The organism is Nocardia sp. NPDC058519, assembly GCF_042719755.1.
Classification (GTDB): domain Bacteria; phylum Actinomycetota; class Actinomycetes; order Mycobacteriales; family Mycobacteriaceae; genus Nocardia.
Genome location: NZ_JBHXNK010000018.1, coordinates 43,157 through 59,230 on the forward strand (window position 1 = coordinate 43,157; position 16,074 = coordinate 59,230).

The following is a 16,074-nucleotide window of genomic DNA, read 5'->3' on the forward strand; positions in this document are numbered from 1 at the left end:
CCGCGCCGCCCCCGGACGACTACCGCTCGACGCGGGCAGCGGCCACCCTCGCGGCAGCATCATGTCCGCCGACCGAACCGGATCCTCCGGCCTCGCCGCGCGTCCGGTCGGCCAGAGCGACCATGCCTGCCGCGGCTGTGGCCCCTGCGGCGGCAGCGACCAGGCCAGACCAGCCGAACCAGCCGACTGCAGAGGCCCCGAACGCCGTGCCCAGACTGCCCCCGACGAAATAGACGGACATATACGCGCTGTTGAAGCGGGCCGGTGCCGACGAATCGATGGCCAGTACCGTGCTCTGATTCGCGACTTGCGCCGCGAACAGCCCGGCATCGAAGAGACCGAGACAAACCAATGTCACCACGGTGTTCGACAGCGCGACCGCCAGAACCACTGTCGAGGCGAAGGCGAGCGCGAGCCCGACCAGGATCACCTTCCTCGCACCGACCCGATCGGTCCAGCTTCCGGCGATCCGCGTCGCGACGACACCGGCCAGTCCGGCACAGGCGTACAGACCGATCCGTTCGGGCGAATACGAGTACGGAGGCTGCGACAACGCCACCGCGAGACCCGCCCAGATCGCACAGAACGCGAAGAACCACAGCGCACCCCGCGCCGCCGCCCATCGCAGCGCCGCGAAGCGAGCGAAGAGCCCGGGAATCCCCCGCACCGTATCCAGATATCCGGCACGCGCGCCGCCGCGTACTGCCGGCAGGACGGAATACGCGATCGCCGCCACCGCGATACAGGGCACCGCGAAGACCACAAGCATTGCGCGCCAGCCGATCACCTCGGTGAGCCAGCCGCCGACGATGCGACCGGCGAGAATTCCGGCCGAAATCCCCGCGGTGACGATCCCCAGCACGGTGGCCTGACGGTGAGACCCCGCGAAACGCCCTGCCACCGAACTCAATTGAGCGCCGACGGCCGATCCCGCCCCGACCACGCCGACGGCCGTTCCCAGCACCCACACCGAACCCGCAATCGCCCCGGCCGCCGAAGCGACAGCCAGTGCCGCGAATTGCGCCGCCACCACTGTCCGCGGCGCGAACCGGTCCACCAGCGGCACCAGCAGCACCAACCCCGCCAGATAGCCGATCGGCCCGAATGCCAGCGCGGTGCCGATCGCCGCCGCCGAGGTGTCCAGCGATCCGGCGACCTCGGCGACGGCCGGATGCAGCAGGTAGACACTGGCGGTTGCGAGCGCGGCCGCCGACGCCATGAACCACACGATCGGCGCGCGCAACACCGTGCCCGAAATCTCCGGAACCCGTTTGTTTTCCATGGCATCGACGTTAGAAATCCCGGGGCCACGGATCCGGCGGAAAACGGACTACACCGTCAGCCCGGCGCATCCTCGCCGGGCGCGATGGCCGCGGTGACCCGGTGCGCTAGCGCGCGGAGGTGGTCGATGAGTTCGGGTGGCTCGTGTACGCGGAAACCGAAGCCGAAAAGCCCGGTGTAGACGGCTATTTCGTCGAGCGAGTTCGATCCGGTGTGCAACAGACAGTGCTCTTCGTCGATCGCTTCGATGACCCCGACAGTCGGCGGGATGCGATCCGCCGCCACGGCGGCCGATACCTCGAGCGTGATGCGGGCCTGATAGCGGTAGGCGGCGCTGCTGACACCGCGCGACACCCAGCCGGCCAGGTCGACCTCGGGCGCCTCGCGCGGGGTGAAGCGTGGCCCGTTGGGGATGCGCGGACGGAGGCGGTCCACACGGTAGGTGCGCCAATCCTGCTTCTCGACGTCCCAGCCGACCAGATACCAGCGCCGTCCCGTGTGCACGAGTCGATGAGGTTGCGCTGCTCGCCGGATCTCGGCGCCCTCGTGGGTGCGGTAGTCGAAACGGAGCTGTTCGTGGTCACGGATCGCGGCGGCGATCGCGGTCAGTACGTCCGGGTCGACCGTCGCGGCCCCGGCGGGCATGGTGACGGTCGCGGCCTGCAAGGCCGAGACGCGATGTCGCAGTCGTGACGGCAGGATCTGCTCCAGTTTCGCCAGCGCCCGCAACGAACTCTCCTCGATCCCGGTGACCGATCCGCCCGCGGCCGTGCGCAGCCCGAGCACGACGGCGACCGCCTCGTCATCGCTCAACAACAGCGGTGGCAGCTTGGCGCCCGCGCCCAGCCGGTATCCGGCTGTGCCCGCGACCGCGTGCACCGGGTAGCCGAGAGTGCGCAGCTTGTCGATGTCACGGCGGACCGTGCGAGCGTCGACCTCGAGGCGCTCGGCCAGGTCGGGGCCGGTCCACACCCGGGGTGTCTGCAGCAGGGACAGGAGTTCGAGGAGGCGAGCCGAAGTTTCCAACACACTTCGTATTCTCCCCCATTGCTAGGGCAGTACCTGTCCTAGCTGCCTCGTAACGTGGTTCTCATGAGCGAAGCAATCACTCCCTTCCGCATCGACATCCCGCAGTCCCAGCTCGACGACCTGCATCGGCGCCTCGACGCCACCCGCTGGACCGACGGCGTCACCGGAGTCGGCTGGGCGCAAGGCATCCCGCTCGACTACACCCAGGAGCTGGTGCGGTACTGGCGCACCGGCTACGACTGGCGGGCACAGGAGGCACGCCTCAACGCGTTCCCGCAATTCCGCACCGAGATCGACGGCCACGATGTGCATTTCCTCCACGTCCGGTCGGCCGAACCCGGTGCCATGCCTCTGATCCTCACCCACGGGTGGCCCGGATCGATCGTGGAGTTCCTCGAGGTGATCGGACCGCTGACCGATCCGGTCACGCACGGCGGCCGGGCCGAGGACGCGTTCGACGTCGTCGTGCCGACCATTCCCGGATTCGGGTTCTCCGGCCCCGCGGTCGGCTGGTCGACGAGCCGGGCCGCGCGGGCCTGGGCGGAGCTGATGCGCAGGCTCGGCTACGAGCGTTACGCCGCACACGGCGAAGACACCGGCGCGGCCATCTCACGGGAACTTGCGGTGATCGACCCCGACCATGTCGTGGCGTTGCACCTGACGATGATCGCCTCCGCCACCGTCACCCCCGAAACGGCCGACCTCGACAATCCCGCCGAGAAGCGCGCCCTGCAGCTGGCACAACGGGCCCAGTACGAACTCAGCGCGTACGCGCTGCTGCAGGCGACCCGCCCGCAGACGCTGTCGTACGCGCTCGCCGATTCCCCGGTGGGTCAATTGGCGTGGATCGTCGAACGTTTCAAGGACTGGACCGACTCGACCGACGTGCCGGAGGAAGCCGTCGACCGTGACGCGATGCTGACCAACGTCATGATCTACTGGCTCAACGCCACCGCCGGTTCGTCGGCCCGCTACTACTACGAGGGCGCCGCCACCTGGGGCAAGCCCGAACCGGAGACCGATGTGCCGGTCGCGGTAGCGGTCATGCCGCAGGATCTCGGCGTTCCGGTCCGCCGCATCGCCGAACGCAACCACAACATCGTGCGCTGGACCGAGTTCGATCGAGGCGGCCACTTCGCGGCCATGGAGGAACCCGACCTCATCATCGATGACCTGCGTGCCACGTTCCGCGCATACCGGCGACAGGCCCGACTCGCCGCGGCGGGGTGATCGTCTTATAGGTTCTGTCCATGAGTCGCACCACGGCCGTCTTCGACAGCATCCACATCGCTGCGGACCCGGTGTCTGTTTATCAGCAGGTCAGCGATCCGACCCTGATGGGTCGGTGGAGTCCGGAGAACCGCGGAGCGAAGGTCACCCAGCCGCGCGAGTCCACTTATGTGGGAATGGAATTCGAGGGGTTCAACAAGCGGGGCTTCGCTCGCTGGGTGACCCGCTGCGTGGTGATCACGGCCGAGCCGGGCAAGCGATTCGCGTTCCGCGTAGAGGCGATCGGTGTCCGCAGTCCGTGGATCCGCGGAGGTATCGCGACCTGGGAGTACCGATTCGAGCCGGACAACGGTGGCACCCTGGTCACCGAGACCTGGCACGACGATCGCAAGACCTGGCCGAATGCGGCGGTTCAGGTCTTCGACCGGATCGCCACCGGCGGCAACACCTTCGTGGAATTCCAGCGCAAGAACATCCACCGCACCCTGCGCAACCTCAAGCGGCAACTCGAGTCGACGGACTGAACGGGTCTCAGTCCTTGACCGGCGAGGGATCCGGTATCTCGCCGGGCCGGTAGTTCGGCAGCCGACCTGCCGGGACGATCGCGGTAGCGCTGATACCGGCCAGGATGAGCAACCCGAGTTTGAGCGTGCGCAGACGGGCGTCTTCGTTGATTTCGACGGCGGCGTCGACCTGTTCCGGTGTCGCGTCGGTCCGTTCGAGAATCTCGTGCAGGCGGTCGTTGCTGACGAAGTTCACATTGTCGAGGTCGACCTGGGCGATCAGCGCATCAGGCAGATCGAGGTTGCTGACGATCGCCTGGCCGACGGTGAAGCTCAGGATCGTCACCAGCATGGCTCCGACGACCGCCGTGCCGACGGCTGACGCGAGGTTCTGCGTGGTGCCGCGGATCGATCCGACGTCCCCGGCGAGGTTCTTGGGCGCCGAGGTCACCAGGACGTTGAACACGAGGGTGACGAGTGCGCCCTGGCCGATGCCGAACACGATGAGTCCGGCGATCGTCGGCAAGGTCTCCCAGTTGTTGTTCACCACGTAGGCGAGCCAGATCAGGGCACCGGTGGTCAGCGTGAACGAGAAGATGCCGATGACGCGGGCGCTGTAGTGCTTGTAGAAGCGGACGACGAGGGTCGCGGTGACGAAGACCGTGAGGTTGAACGGCATCATCGCCAGCGAGGTGTCGAACGGTGACCGCCCCTGCACGATCTGGATGTAGAGCGGGACCGTGAAATTGAGTGCGGCCTCGAGGGCGACGACGATGAACATCGCGTACACGGCCGCTCGCTCGCGGGAACTGCCGAGCACCGACAGGTCGACCAGCGGTGCCTTGCCTGCCCGCATCCGCTGTCGCGTCCACAAGAAGAAGGCCTGGCCGAGCACGATGCCGACCACGATCAGCACGGGAGCGGGTGAGAGACCGAGCAGGTCGAACGGCGCCGCCGGGTCGGCGAAGAACAGGCCCCAGGCATTGAGATTGTTGAAGCCCAGGGTGAGCAGCACGATCGCCGCGCCGATCAGCACCGCGGCGGTGAGGTCGATGTCGATGCCGGCGGCGCCGTGGTCGGAGCGCAGGGTGAAACTGAAGGCGAACACGATCACGGCCAGCACCAGCACGATCCCGAACACCGGTCGCCAGCCGACGAGCGAGCCGAGTGCGCCACCGATGAAGAACGCGCTCACTCCGGAAATGGCTCGCGCCGACCCGAGCGAACCGATGGCTGTCGCCTGCTGCTCACCGTGGTAGTTCTCGGCGATCAGAGCCACCAGCGCGGGAACGATGATCGCCGCCGAGGCACCCGCCAGCGCTTGTCCGGCGATCGCCCACGACACCGACGGGGAGAAGATCATGATCAACGCCGAACCGGCGAACGTCGCGACAACGACCCGGAAGATGCGTAGCCAGCCGACGCGTTGCCCGAGTTTCGCGCCGACCATGACCAGTGCCGCCACGGCGAGGCCGTAGACAACGATCGTCGAACTCACCACCGTCGGCGCGGAGCCGAAGTCTTCGACCATGCCGCCGAGCGAGACGGGTAGCGCGGCGACGTTGAACGACATCAGCACCTGCGCGAAGAACAGACCGACCATCGGCAGCCATGACGTCCGCTCGGAATATGTTGTCGTCGAACTGGATTCAGCGGTCATTGCTGATCACTCCCTTGCTCCGAGTAGGCGTCCGACGCGAACAGGTTCAGCCCGAGCGTGCGGGAAAGGTACGCGGTCGCCCGCTGGCCACGCACGCTGTTACCGGCCGAATCCAGTCGAGGAGAGTACGTTCCGATCGCTCCCTTTCCCGGCGCGACGGCGACGATTCCGCCCGCGACACCGGATTTGGCAGGCAGCCCGATCTCGAAGAGCCACTCACCGGACCGCTCGTACATTCCGGTCGCGGCGAGAACCGAGAGGGTGTCGCGGCAGACGCCTGCCGAGACGACTCGCTGCTGGGTCAACGGGTTCACCCCGCCGTCGGCCAGTGTCGCGCCCATGACCGCGAGATCACGGGAATCCACGAGCAGCGAGCACTGCCTGGTGTAGACATCGACGACCTCCAGCGGATCGATATGGATGCGCCCGTAGCTTTCGAGCAGTGCCGCGATCGCTCTGTTGCGCTGGTTGGTCAGCATTTCGGATCGGTAGACGCCACCGTCGAGTTCGAGCTGACGGCCGGCGAAACGCGACAGCCCGGAACGGATCTGTTCCCACTGCTCGGCGGCGGTGGCACCGGGGATCATCGCGGTGGTCGCCATCGCGCCGGCATTGACCATCGGATTCATCGGGTGGCCGTCGTTCAGCTCGATCGCGATGACCGAGTTGAAGGCCAGGCCGGTGTTGTTCACGCCGACACGGTCGCGCACCCCGTCGTGCCCGAGTGCCTCACACACCAGGGCATGGACGAACGCCTTGGCGATCGACTGGATGCTGAACACCGCTGACGCGGTTCCCGCGGCGTGCAACTCGCCGTTGACCTCGGCGACGGTGATGCCGAACGCCTCGGGATCGGCCTCGGCCAGCGCGGGAATGTAATCGGCGACGACCCCGGCCTGATGGGATCGGTACCGCTCATAGGCCGCGCCGACGTGTGATTCGACGTCGTCCCAACCGGGCAGTGCACCGGTGGAGACCGCTTGTTCGACATTCCCCACATCGAGGTCCATCTTTCCGCCGGATGTCGGTGTGGACACAGAGATCCCTCACTTCTGATATAGCCGAGCACTGTCATTTGTGGGCGCGACGAGTGGTGAGAACTCCGGCAACCCAGCCGACGACGAACATCGCCAACAGGATCAACCACATCGGGGAACGGACCGAGATCAACAGGAATTCGATGGATACCTTTCCTCTGTTCTCCACCACGAAAACGACGGCGACGATGCTCAACCCGATGGCGATCCATTGGGTTGGTGAGACGCGACTCAGCAGGGACCGCTTACCGGCGGCATCGTTCATCAGAGTCCTCCTTTCGACGGGTGGCGTTCACTCGGCGCCACGCAGGATCTCTCGCAAACGCTCGGTGTCGGCGACGGTCCAGCCGGCGGGTTCCAGGATCGCCACCCAGGCATCGGCGATAACCGCCTGGAAGGTGTGGCCGTGCCCGTCCGGCACATCGACCGAAACGGCCATGTCCGCGGACACCTGTAGAAATGTCACCACCGGGATCCAGCGGGTGCTCGGCAAGACATCGCGGCCGCGTTCTTCGCTCAGCCAGTCGGGTTTCTGGAACAGCAGTCGCGGTGTCCACCAGGTGATCGGGTCGGAGGCGTGCTGGAGGTAGACCACTTTGGGTGCGGTCCACGCGGTGTCGGGGCGGGCGAGATCCGGTGCGTCGGCGACGAATCGCACTGTGTGCCCGTCACGGTAGATCGGCAGCCACTGCGGGGAACCCGGGTCGCGTCGTGCGGTGGCATCGCGCCATACCGGATTGGTGGCGGTGGGACCGACGAACAGGACTCCGTCGGTGCGGGCCGCCATGTCCTGGATACCGGAGAAGGCCGCCTCACCACCGAAGGATCCGAGGCTCTCCCCGAAAACCACCAGCTTCGGCCGGCGATCGACCGGCAACAGGTCCCACTCGGCGTGCACCGCCTCGAACAATGCTTGACCGGCCTGTCGAGCGCGTTCCTGGTCGACGACGAAGGACAGCCAACTGGGCAGGTAGGAGTACTGCATACTCACCAGCGCACTGTCACCGCCCGCCAGATACTCCAGCGCCGAGGCAGTCGACTCGTTGATCCACCCGGTACCGGTGGTGGTCGCGATCCCGAGGACCGCTCGTTGGAAGCCACCGGCCCGCCGCAACTCGGCAACCGCGAGATCTGCTTCGGCCCTGATCGTCTCCGCGGAATCGAGGCCGGTGTAGACGCGAATCGGCTCGCGCGCGGGCTTTCCGCTGAATGCCGTCAGTTCGGCCGCGGTCGGACCGTTGGACACGAAGATTCGCCCCTGCCTGCCCAGCGAGTCCCAGCTCACCAGCGAGCCGGGACCACCGGAACGCTCCGCGAGGACGGGCTCCTCGGTATCGGGCGAACTCTCCTGGTTGACCGCCTTGAAGGTCTCGTTGAGCATCGACATCGCCACGTCGGCCACCACCCCGTTGACCGCGGCGACAGCTAGGGCGGCCACCACCACAGCGCCGAGCACCGCCGCGACGCGTGTGGGCAGCACCCGCCCCAACAGCCCACCGACCCATCGCGACAATGCCCAGCACAGCCGCGCCACCGCGAGCAACACCGCGAACACCACGACAGCGATCGCCACGATGATCGGATAGGCGTGCCAGGGAAGACCGCTCACTCCCATGAGTGACCGCAGATCCCTTTGCCACTCGGCATACCAGGCCAGCACGGCGACCGATCCGAGGCAGGCCACGACGCCGAGCCCCCACCACAACACCGACGGCGTCGGCCGAGGCTGCCGTTGCAGCATCCACCACAGCAGCGCGGCGACTGCGACACCGAGTCCGTACCCGAAGACCGCCGCGGCACCGGTGACGACCCCTTGGAACAACGGACCTCTGGGCAGCAGCGACGGCGTCAATGACAACCACACCAATACCAATGCCCCCACCGCGCCACCGAAATGGAATCCCCGGCGCCGAAAAGTGGGTTCCGCGACCGGCCGTGCGGACGAATTTTCCTGGCGGGTGCCCGCCGCGATCTCGGGAGGTGGGGGATCCTGGGAACTCGCGTCGGTTCGGTGTGCGCCGAACGTCCACCGTCGACCGTCTCCGCGCGTGGAATTCATTTGTTCCCCTGTGTTTCGCCCAACGATCCACCGGTGCACGCATTTCGCTGTCGAGTGTCAACTCGATGCGGTTCGTTCAATGTGGAACTATACGACCCGATCTCACCAGAACACCGGAATAGGGCTTTCGACACCAACAATGTGATCTAACCGCAGGTCAGAACTGGTGACTCCGTTCGGTACAACCACCGGTCAGTGCGAATAGTTGCCGATTGTTCAGGGAACCGTCGGTGGGCGCTCGGGGACCAGTAGGGCACCGATCGCTGTGCCGATGCCGACGGCATTGTTCTGGTTGGAATCGGAGGCCGGGCCGAGGGTGGCGTAGACGACAACGGTTGTCCCGGTTTTCGTGTCGTAATAGGCGACGCCGTCGTAGCCGCCGTAGGACGGGTTCATGAACAGCCAGTCGGCGAGGTGGACCACGCCGAAGGCGAAGTATTTCTCTGTGGTGAAGGGGCCAAGGCCCGCGGTGGAGGGGCCCATCATCTGCTGGAACTGGTCGGGGGTGAGTCGTTCGCCGGTGCCGAGGGCGCGGACCCAGCGGCCGACGTCGGCGACGGTCGAGTTCATGTTGCCGCTGTGCAGGAAGGCGGTGGGGTTCCAGAAGGTGGAGTCTTCGAAGACGTTTCGTTCGTTGGTGTAGCCGTGCAGGATCGGTTCGTCGACCTGTGGGGTGAGTACTACTTTGCTGTCGTGCATCCCCAGCGGTTCGGTGATGTGTTCGGCGATCAGCTCGCCCAGTGGCTTGCCCGCCGCCTTCTGCAGCACTTCGCCGAGGACGACCAGATCGCTGTGGGCGTAGGCGAACCTGGTGCCCGGCTCGAACAGCGGTGGGCGGGCGTTGGCGCGATCGAGCAGTTGCTGCGCGGTCCATTCGCGGATCGGGTTCTCGCCGAAGATCTTCAGGAACTCCGGTTCGGTCACGTAGTCGGAGATGCCGGAGGTGCTGTCGGCGAGCATTCGCGGGGTGATCTTGTCGGCGCGCGGGAAGTCGGGCAGCCAGCGGGCGATGGGTTCGTCGAGTTTCAGCACGCCCTGTCCGTCGAGTCGCCACAGCACGGTGGACAGCATGGGTTCCATGGGCTGGCCGACCCGCAACCGCATATCCGCTGTCGCGGGGACACCGAGCGGTGATCCGCCGAGCGCGCCGAGGGCGATCTGTTCGGTACCCCGCCATGCGCCGTAGACCGCGGAACTGAGGTCGAGTTCGGTCATCTTCGCGCGGACGATGTCAGCGATCTTCGACGCTTCGGGACTCTCGACCTGCGACGACGAGCCCGTGGACGGGGAGTCGGCGGACTTCTCCTGCGCAGTGCAGCCGCCCGTCGCGATGGCGAGCACGACCGCGAACACCGCACATGATCTGCGATATCCGCGAAGCGGGGGCGACAAACTCATGACGGCGATCCCTTCGTTCAGAAGAACTCACGATCAGCGGCGATGTCGAATCTACGCGCCGACGGCACTCGACCGGCTGAGACTCGCGAGCTACTCGAGGCCACATGGTCATACTCGAAGGACCTGGCAGCGACGACACCGAGGAACACCGATGGGATTCGAGGACGAGGAGTTCGACTGCGACCTCCCGCCGATGGCCTTCTCCCCCAACGACGCCCGCCGGTACTGGTTCGAGCACCGCCACCACGATTGCGGGCTCGGTGCCGCCGCGTGGGAGGTCCTGGCCGGATCCCGTGGCCTCCCATGGCCGGACGCACACGAACTGCGGAACACCCGGGACTGGACGAATGCCTACCGACACCGAGGACTACCGACCGAAATCACCGCCGACGGTGCAGGCGTGGAGCTGGTATGCGACGACACGGTCACCGCGCTACTCGTACCCGCCGGACTCGCCGCCGCCACTTACGACCGCAACGCTTTGGCAGTACCGACACTCGCGACGTCGCCGCCCTATGTTCCGCTGCACCGGTGGGCGATGCTCACCCGGTCCGCGTCCCTGTCCGACGACGCCGCCGGAGTTCTCACCGATCTCCATGTCACCGTCCTCGTGCCCGGGGATCGGCTGCGGCTCCCCACCGGACCCGGCACCTGCCTCGACCCACCGCACTATTGGCATGAATGGCCCCGCCGGTCCCATCCCGGCAAGCCCTACCTCGTGCTGTTTCTCCAAGTCGCCAACATGCTGCTGACCAGCAGCAGAGCTGGGTGTTCGCTGGCCTCGGCCAACGGTCGGCTCGAGGTCCTGCGCCACCGGTGATCGCACGGCGAAGGGGCCTCGACCGCTAGTTCACGAGGGACAGCATCCTGGTGAGGGTTGCGAGCTGCTCGTCATAGGAACCATCGAGCTTGGCGAGAAGCGTGGTGATGCCGACGCTCTCGTAGGCGCGGACGCGTTCGGCGATCATGTCGGGCGTGCCGATCAGGTTGGTGAGCCGGCCGAGGTCCAGTGGTACTTCGCGACGCGCGGCCTCGTGATCGCCTGCGTCCCAGCGCTCACGAACGGTCGCGATGGCGTCCCCGTAGCCCAGTCTGGTGAACGCGTCGTTGTAGAAATTGCGGCCGCCCGCACCCATCGAACCGATGGTGAACGCGTATCCGTCGGCGTGCTTGCGGCTTGCGACGGTCGCCGACGCCTCGTCTTCGGTGAACTCCACCGCGACCGGTGCGACGAGGTCCAGATCAGCCAATGTGCGGCCCGATAGTTCGGCGCCCTCGCGAAGGGGGCCGAGGAAAGTCTCGGCAGCCTCGGGGATGAAGGCGTTGCCGAGCCAGCCGTCCGCGGCCTCGCCGGTGAGGCGCAGATTGGCCGGACCCATGGCCGCGATGTAGACGGGTACGTGGCGGGGACGCACGAGCGGACGAAGAGCTCGTCCCGCGCTGTCGGGCAACGGAAGTGGATAGATCTCGCCGGCGTGCTCGAGTCTGTCGCCGCGACTGACAGTCCGGATGATCTCGATCGTCTCGCGCGTGGTCTGCACCGGCTTGCGGAAGCGAACGCCGTGCCAGCCTTCCATGACGCGCGGACCCGAAACACCGATGCCGAGGTCGAAACGGCCGCCCGACAGCTCCTCGAGGCTGAGCGCGGACGTGGCGAGCAGAGCCGGTGTGCGCGAGCCGAGTTGGACGATGAAGGTGCCCAATCGAATCGTGGAGGTCCTGGCGGCGAGGTAGGCGAGCCCGGTCAGCGCGTCGTAGCCCCAGACTTCGGGAACCCACAACGACGAGACGCCGATCCGCTCGGCCGCGAGAGCGAAATCGGCCGCACCGGGCAGCCGCGGTTCGATCATGACACCGATCTGCACGTTCACGCTTCCTGTGGGCGGATGGAATTCGCGAGGATCACTTCCAGCTCGCAGAGGACGTCGTCGAGCGGAGCGGTCGAGCGCGCGGCCCGGCACAGGATGACCGCGCCTTCGATGGCGGCGATGGCCATCGTGGCCAGCCGGGAGGCGCGAGCCTGCTCCACGCCCTCCGCTGTCAACGAGCGGGTCACCGCATCCTGCCACCGCCGGAAGATGTCGGCGACGGCTGGGATCAGCCGCTGATCGTCTTCCGATCCGCCGACCGTCACCGATACCACCGGACATCCCGCCGCGTAGTCGCTCTCATGGAGGATCTGCGTCCAGAACGCGCCGAATCGCCGGAGGGCACCGACCGAACCCTCGCGCACGGATTCGTCGATGATCGCCGTGATGGCGTTGCCCGCGAGTTCGACTGCCTCGGCGATGATCTGGTTCCGGCCACCGGAGAAGTGGTGATACACCGAGCCGCGGGGTGTCCGACTGCGCGTCAGGACGGCATCGACGGTAACCCCCGCGGCTCCACGTTCCCGCAGGAGTTCTACCGCGCCGTAGAGCATCTTCTGCTTGGTCCCGCTTCGTGCCGCCACGTCGTCCCTCCACATCGAGGGCGCGAAGTTAGCCACCCTGACATAGAGCATAGTAGGGCGGGCTCTCACGCCCAGATCCCCCGGCAACAAGGCCATGGCATCTCAACTGACACCGGCTTCGGTGTTCAGATACATCACGAGATCGCGGGGCAGCCCGTGTGTGTCGTGCAGATAGCGGTAGTCGTCGTCGGTCAAGGGCCCGGTGAAACGGCGGTGGGACAGGACCTTTCGACCACGCTGGAGCAGCACAGCGAATTTGCGTTCCTCATCGAGCAGGATGGTGCGCACCTCGTCGGGGTGAACGGATTGCCGGAAGTGCCCGAGGGTGTGTTCGACAAGCTCGATCGGCAGATCGAACAGGGTGCGGGTCGGATCGTCGCGCCACAGCGTGGTCAGGGTGCGGCGGATCAAACGGCGGAGGATATGACCGCGACCGGACGGGGATGGCGTGACCCGGTCGCCGAGGACGACGATGCCCGATCGCAGATGGTCCGACAGCAGTCGCAGCGTCCGATCGTCGCGTGTGCCCCAGATTCGGGGCAGGGTGGTCAGCCAGGGCTCGAAAACGTCGATCTCGAAGACGGACCGCGTGTTCCGCAGGATTCGCACCAGTCGTTCCACACCGAGGCCGGTGTCGATGCCGGGCGTGCGCATCGGTTCGAGGCTGCCGTCGGGATGCCGGACGTAGCGCATCATGACGTGATTCCACACCTCCACCCACCGGCCATCGGAGGTCGGTGTGCCCTGCGGCGGTCCGTCCCCGGTCCAGACGAAGATCTCCGAATCGGGCCCGCAGAGTCCGGTCGGGCCGTTGGACCACCAGTTCTCGTCCGTGGTCGGCTCGACCGGTAAGCCCAGCTCATCCCATGTGCGCCACGACTCGTGGTCGGGCTCGATCTGTTCGTCACCGCCGAATACGGTGACCGACATCCGGCCGGGGTCGATACCGAAGCCGTCGCGCAGCAGTTCGAATCCCCACCGCAGGCTCTGCGGGCCGCCGTAGTCGCCCAGTGACCAGGACCCGAGCATTTCGAACACGGTGAGGTGGGTGTCGTCACCGACCTCGTCGAGATCGGTGGTGCGCAGGCATCGCTGCAGGCTGGTGAGCCGTCGGCCCAGCGGGTGGGGCCGACCCATCAGATACGGGGTCAGCGGATGCATCCCGGAGGTGGTGAACAGCACCGGATCCCCCGGCGAGGGAACGAGCGATCCACCGGGCGTGGGCTCATGCCCGCGTTCGCGGAAGAAGTCGTGGAAGGTCTGAACGGTCTGGTCTGTCGTGATCATGGTGGTTGCTCCATCGATGTGAAATCGACCGGAAGCGACCGCACCTGGCAAGTCCGGCACCAGGACCGACGCACACCAGCGGACCGTTTCCGGTCGCCGGCATGGGAGAAAGAAGGTCAGGCGGCTGCGACCGGCGAGCTGAGAGCTCGTGCGGCCGCGGCGGCGATTCGTGAAGTGACCTTCATGCCTGCACGGTAGCAACCAGGCCGTGCCGAGCACGACCGATTATCTGCGCACCGGCCACCACGAGTGGACCCGAACGCATCAAAATCGAGGACGCGCGGGCGACTTGTTGATACAGTCCCAGACAGCTAACTACGGATGCGTAGATATTTGGTAAACATCCGTGTAGATCAGAGGTCGGATTCGGTCGAACAGCTCTGCGGCCGCATGGAACACGGGGTGATCGACATGGTATCGACAGACGGCAAAGTTGCTGTTCCAACGGATTTTGAGCTCGTCGTCAGGTTCTGTCTCGACTGGTGGCGTGACCATCCGCGACAGTCGGCCGAGACCGCTGGCCGACAGGTCACCATGGCGTGGCAAGCCACCGCAGAGCTGGTCCGGGCACTGCTGCAACGACGTTTTCCGCTGTCCGAATTCCTCCGGCAGAGCTCATTCATGGCAGGTGTCTCAGCCACCCCGACGCTGCTGGTCGCCATCCCGATCGCGGCCATCGTTTCGATCCAGATCGGTTCGCTGGTCAGCCAGGTCGGCGCGACGACCTTCATCGGCGCGGTCAATGGCCTCGGCATCATCCGGCAGGGCGCGCCGCTGGTCACCTCGCTGATGATCGCGGGCGCGGTCGGCTCGTCGATCTGCGCTGATCTCGGTTCCCGCACCATCCGCGAGGAGATCGATGCCATGCGGGTGATGGGCGTCGATCCGGTGCGCAAGCTGGTCGCGCCGCGACTGCTCGCCGCGGTGCTGGTCAGCGTGCTGCTGTGTGGGTTCGTGGTGTTCATCGGCTTCGCCACCGGCTATCTGTTCAACATCTACATCCAGGACGGCACCCCCGGTTCCTACATCAGCACCTTCGCCTCGTTCGCCGTCGCGAGCGACCTGCTGGTCGCGCTGGTGAAGGCAGCGGTATTCGGCGCACTCACCGCGATCATCGCCTGCGATTGCGGCCTCAACACCAAGGGCGGACCGGGAGGGGTCGCGAACGCGGTGAACTCCGCGGTGGTCAGCTCGGCGATCGTGCTGTTCGCGGCCAATATCGCGCTCACCCAGATCTACAACACCCTGTTCCCTTCCAAGGTGCTCTGAGATGACGAACTACCTACCGCCCCTGCTGCGTCCGCTCCGCGCTGTCAAGGCCGCGACCGACCCCATCACCGAGGCCAACGCGAGATTGGGACATCAGGGCGTCGTCTTCGTGGAGACGTTGCTGGCGATCCCGTTCGTCCTCCGGCACTACCGCAAAGAGGTCGTGCGGCTGATCATCGACGTCACCTGGGGCAACGGCGCGCTGGTGGTCGGTGGCGGCACGGTCGGCGTGATCCTGATCCTGTGCGGCTTCGGCGGCATCACCGTGGGAATGGAATCGCATTCCGCCTTGGATCTGCTGACGATGAGCCCGCTCACCGGCGCGATCTCCGGCTTCGCCACCACCCGTGAACTGGCTCCTCTGCTTGCCACCATCGCCTTCGCCGCCCAGGCGGGTTGCCGGTTCACCGCCCAGATCGGCTCGATGCGGATCGCCGAGGAGATCGACGCACTCGAGTCGATGGCGATCCGCCCGCTCCCCTACCTGATCACCACCCGCATGCTGGCCGCCGCGGTCGCGATCCTGCCGCTCTACAGCATCGGCATGGCCACCGCCTACCTCACCACCAAGGTCACCGCGTTCTTCCTGGGCGGCAACGGCATCGGCACCTACGACCACTATTTCCACCAGTTCCTCGACCCGGGCGACATCGTCTACTCGGTGCTCAAAGCGGTCGCGTTCGTGCTCGTCGCCACCTTCATCCAATGCCACTTCGGCTACATCGCCGCGGGCGGACCGGAAGGTGTCGGGGTCGCGGCCGGGCGCGCGATCAAGATGACGATCATCGTCGTCGTTTTCCTCAATCTGCTTCTCACACTCGCGATCTGGGGCGTCGACTCCGGCATCCGGATCTCCGGATAGGGGACAA

At 66.2% G+C, this 16,074-nt stretch carries 15 protein-coding genes; 5 read left to right on the forward strand and 10 right to left on the reverse strand.

Going from position 1 to position 16,074, the window contains the following annotated elements; translation table 11 throughout:
- Positions 1-19 precede the first annotated feature (19 nt).
- Both ACFWPK_RS20310 and ACFWPK_RS20315 read right to left on the reverse strand, forming a co-directional pair.
- Positions 20-1,282, reverse strand: a complete 1,263-nt coding sequence (locus ACFWPK_RS20310) for an MFS transporter (RefSeq protein WP_378917960.1) — start codon at positions 1,280-1,282, stop codon at positions 20-22.
- A gap of 56 nt (positions 1,283-1,338) precedes the next feature.
- On the reverse strand, positions 1,339-2,310 hold the full coding sequence (locus tag ACFWPK_RS20315; RefSeq protein ID WP_378917962.1) for a helix-turn-helix transcriptional regulator: 972 nt from the start codon (positions 2,308-2,310) through the stop codon (positions 1,339-1,341).
- 63 nt (positions 2,311-2,373) lie between these two features.
- On the opposite strand from ACFWPK_RS20315, the gene ACFWPK_RS20320 reads away from it, so the two are divergent.
- Positions 2,374-3,540, forward strand: a complete 1,167-nt coding sequence (locus ACFWPK_RS20320) for an epoxide hydrolase family protein (RefSeq protein WP_378917964.1) — start codon at positions 2,374-2,376, stop codon at positions 3,538-3,540.
- A gap of 20 nt (positions 3,541-3,560) precedes the next feature.
- On the forward strand, positions 3,561-4,064 hold the full coding sequence (locus tag ACFWPK_RS20325; RefSeq protein WP_378917966.1) for an SRPBCC family protein: 504 nt from the start codon (positions 3,561-3,563) through the stop codon (positions 4,062-4,064).
- Between the two features lie 7 nt (positions 4,065-4,071).
- Here ACFWPK_RS20325 and ACFWPK_RS20330 read toward each other — a convergent pair whose 3' ends face one another.
- The 5 genes from ACFWPK_RS20330 to ACFWPK_RS20350 all read right to left on the reverse strand — a co-directional run bounded on the left by ACFWPK_RS20330 (position 4,072) and on the right by ACFWPK_RS20350 (position 10,197).
- Positions 4,072-5,703 carry an MFS transporter gene (locus ACFWPK_RS20330; RefSeq protein WP_378917968.1) on the reverse strand — a complete coding sequence of 544 codons (1,632 nt, stop codon included), beginning with the start codon at positions 5,701-5,703 and terminating at the stop codon, positions 4,072-4,074.
- Positions 5,700-6,740 (reverse strand): glutaminase A, encoded by a 1,041-nt coding sequence (glsA, locus tag ACFWPK_RS20335; RefSeq protein ID WP_378917970.1) that lies wholly within the window; start codon positions 6,738-6,740, stop codon positions 5,700-5,702. The genes ACFWPK_RS20330 and glsA overlap by 4 nt, the downstream gene beginning before the upstream one ends.
- Before the next feature lie 34 nt (positions 6,741-6,774).
- On the reverse strand, positions 6,775-7,005 hold the full coding sequence (locus ACFWPK_RS20340) for a hypothetical protein (RefSeq protein WP_378917972.1): 231 nt from the start codon (positions 7,003-7,005) through the stop codon (positions 6,775-6,777).
- A gap of 27 nt (positions 7,006-7,032) precedes the next feature.
- Entirely contained in the window at positions 7,033-8,799 is a 1,767-nt protein-coding gene (locus ACFWPK_RS20345; RefSeq protein WP_378917974.1) for an alpha/beta hydrolase, read from the reverse strand.
- A gap of 216 nt (positions 8,800-9,015) precedes the next feature.
- On the reverse strand, positions 9,016-10,197 hold the full coding sequence (locus ACFWPK_RS20350; protein WP_378917977.1) for a serine hydrolase domain-containing protein: 1,182 nt from the start codon (positions 10,195-10,197) through the stop codon (positions 9,016-9,018).
- Positions 10,198-10,348: 151 nt separating this feature from the next.
- Here ACFWPK_RS20350 and ACFWPK_RS20355 point away from each other — a divergent pair, with 151 nt between their 5' ends.
- On the forward strand, positions 10,349-11,017 hold the full coding sequence (locus tag ACFWPK_RS20355) for a hypothetical protein (protein ID WP_378917979.1): 669 nt from the start codon (positions 10,349-10,351) through the stop codon (positions 11,015-11,017).
- 25 nt (positions 11,018-11,042) lie between these two features.
- Here the strand turns inward: ACFWPK_RS20355 and ACFWPK_RS20360 are convergent, their stop codons facing one another.
- The 3 genes from ACFWPK_RS20360 to ACFWPK_RS20370 form a co-directional block, all read right to left on the reverse strand.
- Positions 11,043-12,068 (reverse strand): LLM class flavin-dependent oxidoreductase, encoded by a 1,026-nt coding sequence (locus ACFWPK_RS20360; RefSeq protein ID WP_378917981.1) that lies wholly within the window; start codon positions 12,066-12,068, stop codon positions 11,043-11,045.
- Entirely contained in the window at positions 12,065-12,649 is a 585-nt protein-coding gene (locus ACFWPK_RS20365) for a TetR/AcrR family transcriptional regulator (RefSeq protein ID WP_378917983.1), read from the reverse strand. The genes ACFWPK_RS20360 and ACFWPK_RS20365 overlap by 4 nt, the downstream gene beginning before the upstream one ends.
- A 102-nt stretch (positions 12,650-12,751) precedes the next feature.
- On the reverse strand, positions 12,752-13,936 hold the full coding sequence (locus ACFWPK_RS20370; RefSeq protein ID WP_378917984.1) for an alanine--tRNA ligase-related protein: 1,185 nt from the start codon (positions 13,934-13,936) through the stop codon (positions 12,752-12,754).
- Between the two features lie 411 nt (positions 13,937-14,347).
- On the opposite strand from ACFWPK_RS20370, the gene ACFWPK_RS20375 reads away from it, so the two are divergent.
- Both ACFWPK_RS20375 and ACFWPK_RS20380 read left to right on the forward strand, forming a co-directional pair.
- Positions 14,348-15,205, forward strand: a complete 858-nt coding sequence (locus ACFWPK_RS20375; RefSeq protein WP_378918141.1) for an MlaE family ABC transporter permease — start codon at positions 14,348-14,350, stop codon at positions 15,203-15,205.
- 1 nt (position 15,206) lies between these two features.
- A complete protein-coding gene (locus ACFWPK_RS20380; protein ID WP_378917986.1) occupies positions 15,207-16,067 on the forward strand; it encodes an MlaE family ABC transporter permease in 861 nt (286 codons plus the stop codon).
- Positions 16,068-16,074 lie beyond the last annotated feature (7 nt).

Bases quoted from the DNA above. Each gene is read 5' to 3' on its own strand.
- ACFWPK_RS20310 (WP_378917960.1), bottom strand. From the start codon at position 1,282: ATGGAAAACAAACGGGTTCCGGAGATTTCGGGCACGGTGTTGCGCGCG.
- ACFWPK_RS20320 (WP_378917964.1), top strand. From the start codon at position 2,374: ATGAGCGAAGCAATCACTCCCTTCCGCATCGACATCCCGCAGTCCCAG.
- ACFWPK_RS20325 (WP_378917966.1), top strand. From the start codon at position 3,561: ATGAGTCGCACCACGGCCGTCTTCGACAGCATCCACATCGCTGCGGAC.
- ACFWPK_RS20330 (WP_378917968.1), bottom strand. From the start codon at position 5,703: ATGACCGCTGAATCCAGTTCGACGACAACATATTCCGAGCGGACGTCA.
- ACFWPK_RS20340 (WP_378917972.1), bottom strand. From the start codon at position 7,005: ATGAACGATGCCGCCGGTAAGCGGTCCCTGCTGAGTCGCGTCTCACCA.
- ACFWPK_RS20345 (WP_378917974.1), bottom strand. From the start codon at position 8,799: ATGAATTCCACGCGCGGAGACGGTCGACGGTGGACGTTCGGCGCACAC.
- ACFWPK_RS20350 (WP_378917977.1), bottom strand. From the start codon at position 10,197: ATGAGTTTGTCGCCCCCGCTTCGCGGATATCGCAGATCATGTGCGGTG.
- ACFWPK_RS20355 (WP_378917979.1), top strand. From the start codon at position 10,349: ATGGGATTCGAGGACGAGGAGTTCGACTGCGACCTCCCGCCGATGGCC.
- ACFWPK_RS20370 (WP_378917984.1), bottom strand. From the start codon at position 13,936: ATGATCACGACAGACCAGACCGTTCAGACCTTCCACGACTTCTTCCGC.
- ACFWPK_RS20375 (WP_378918141.1), top strand. From the start codon at position 14,348: ATGGTATCGACAGACGGCAAAGTTGCTGTTCCAACGGATTTTGAGCTC.
- ACFWPK_RS20380 (WP_378917986.1), top strand. From the start codon at position 15,207: ATGACGAACTACCTACCGCCCCTGCTGCGTCCGCTCCGCGCTGTCAAG.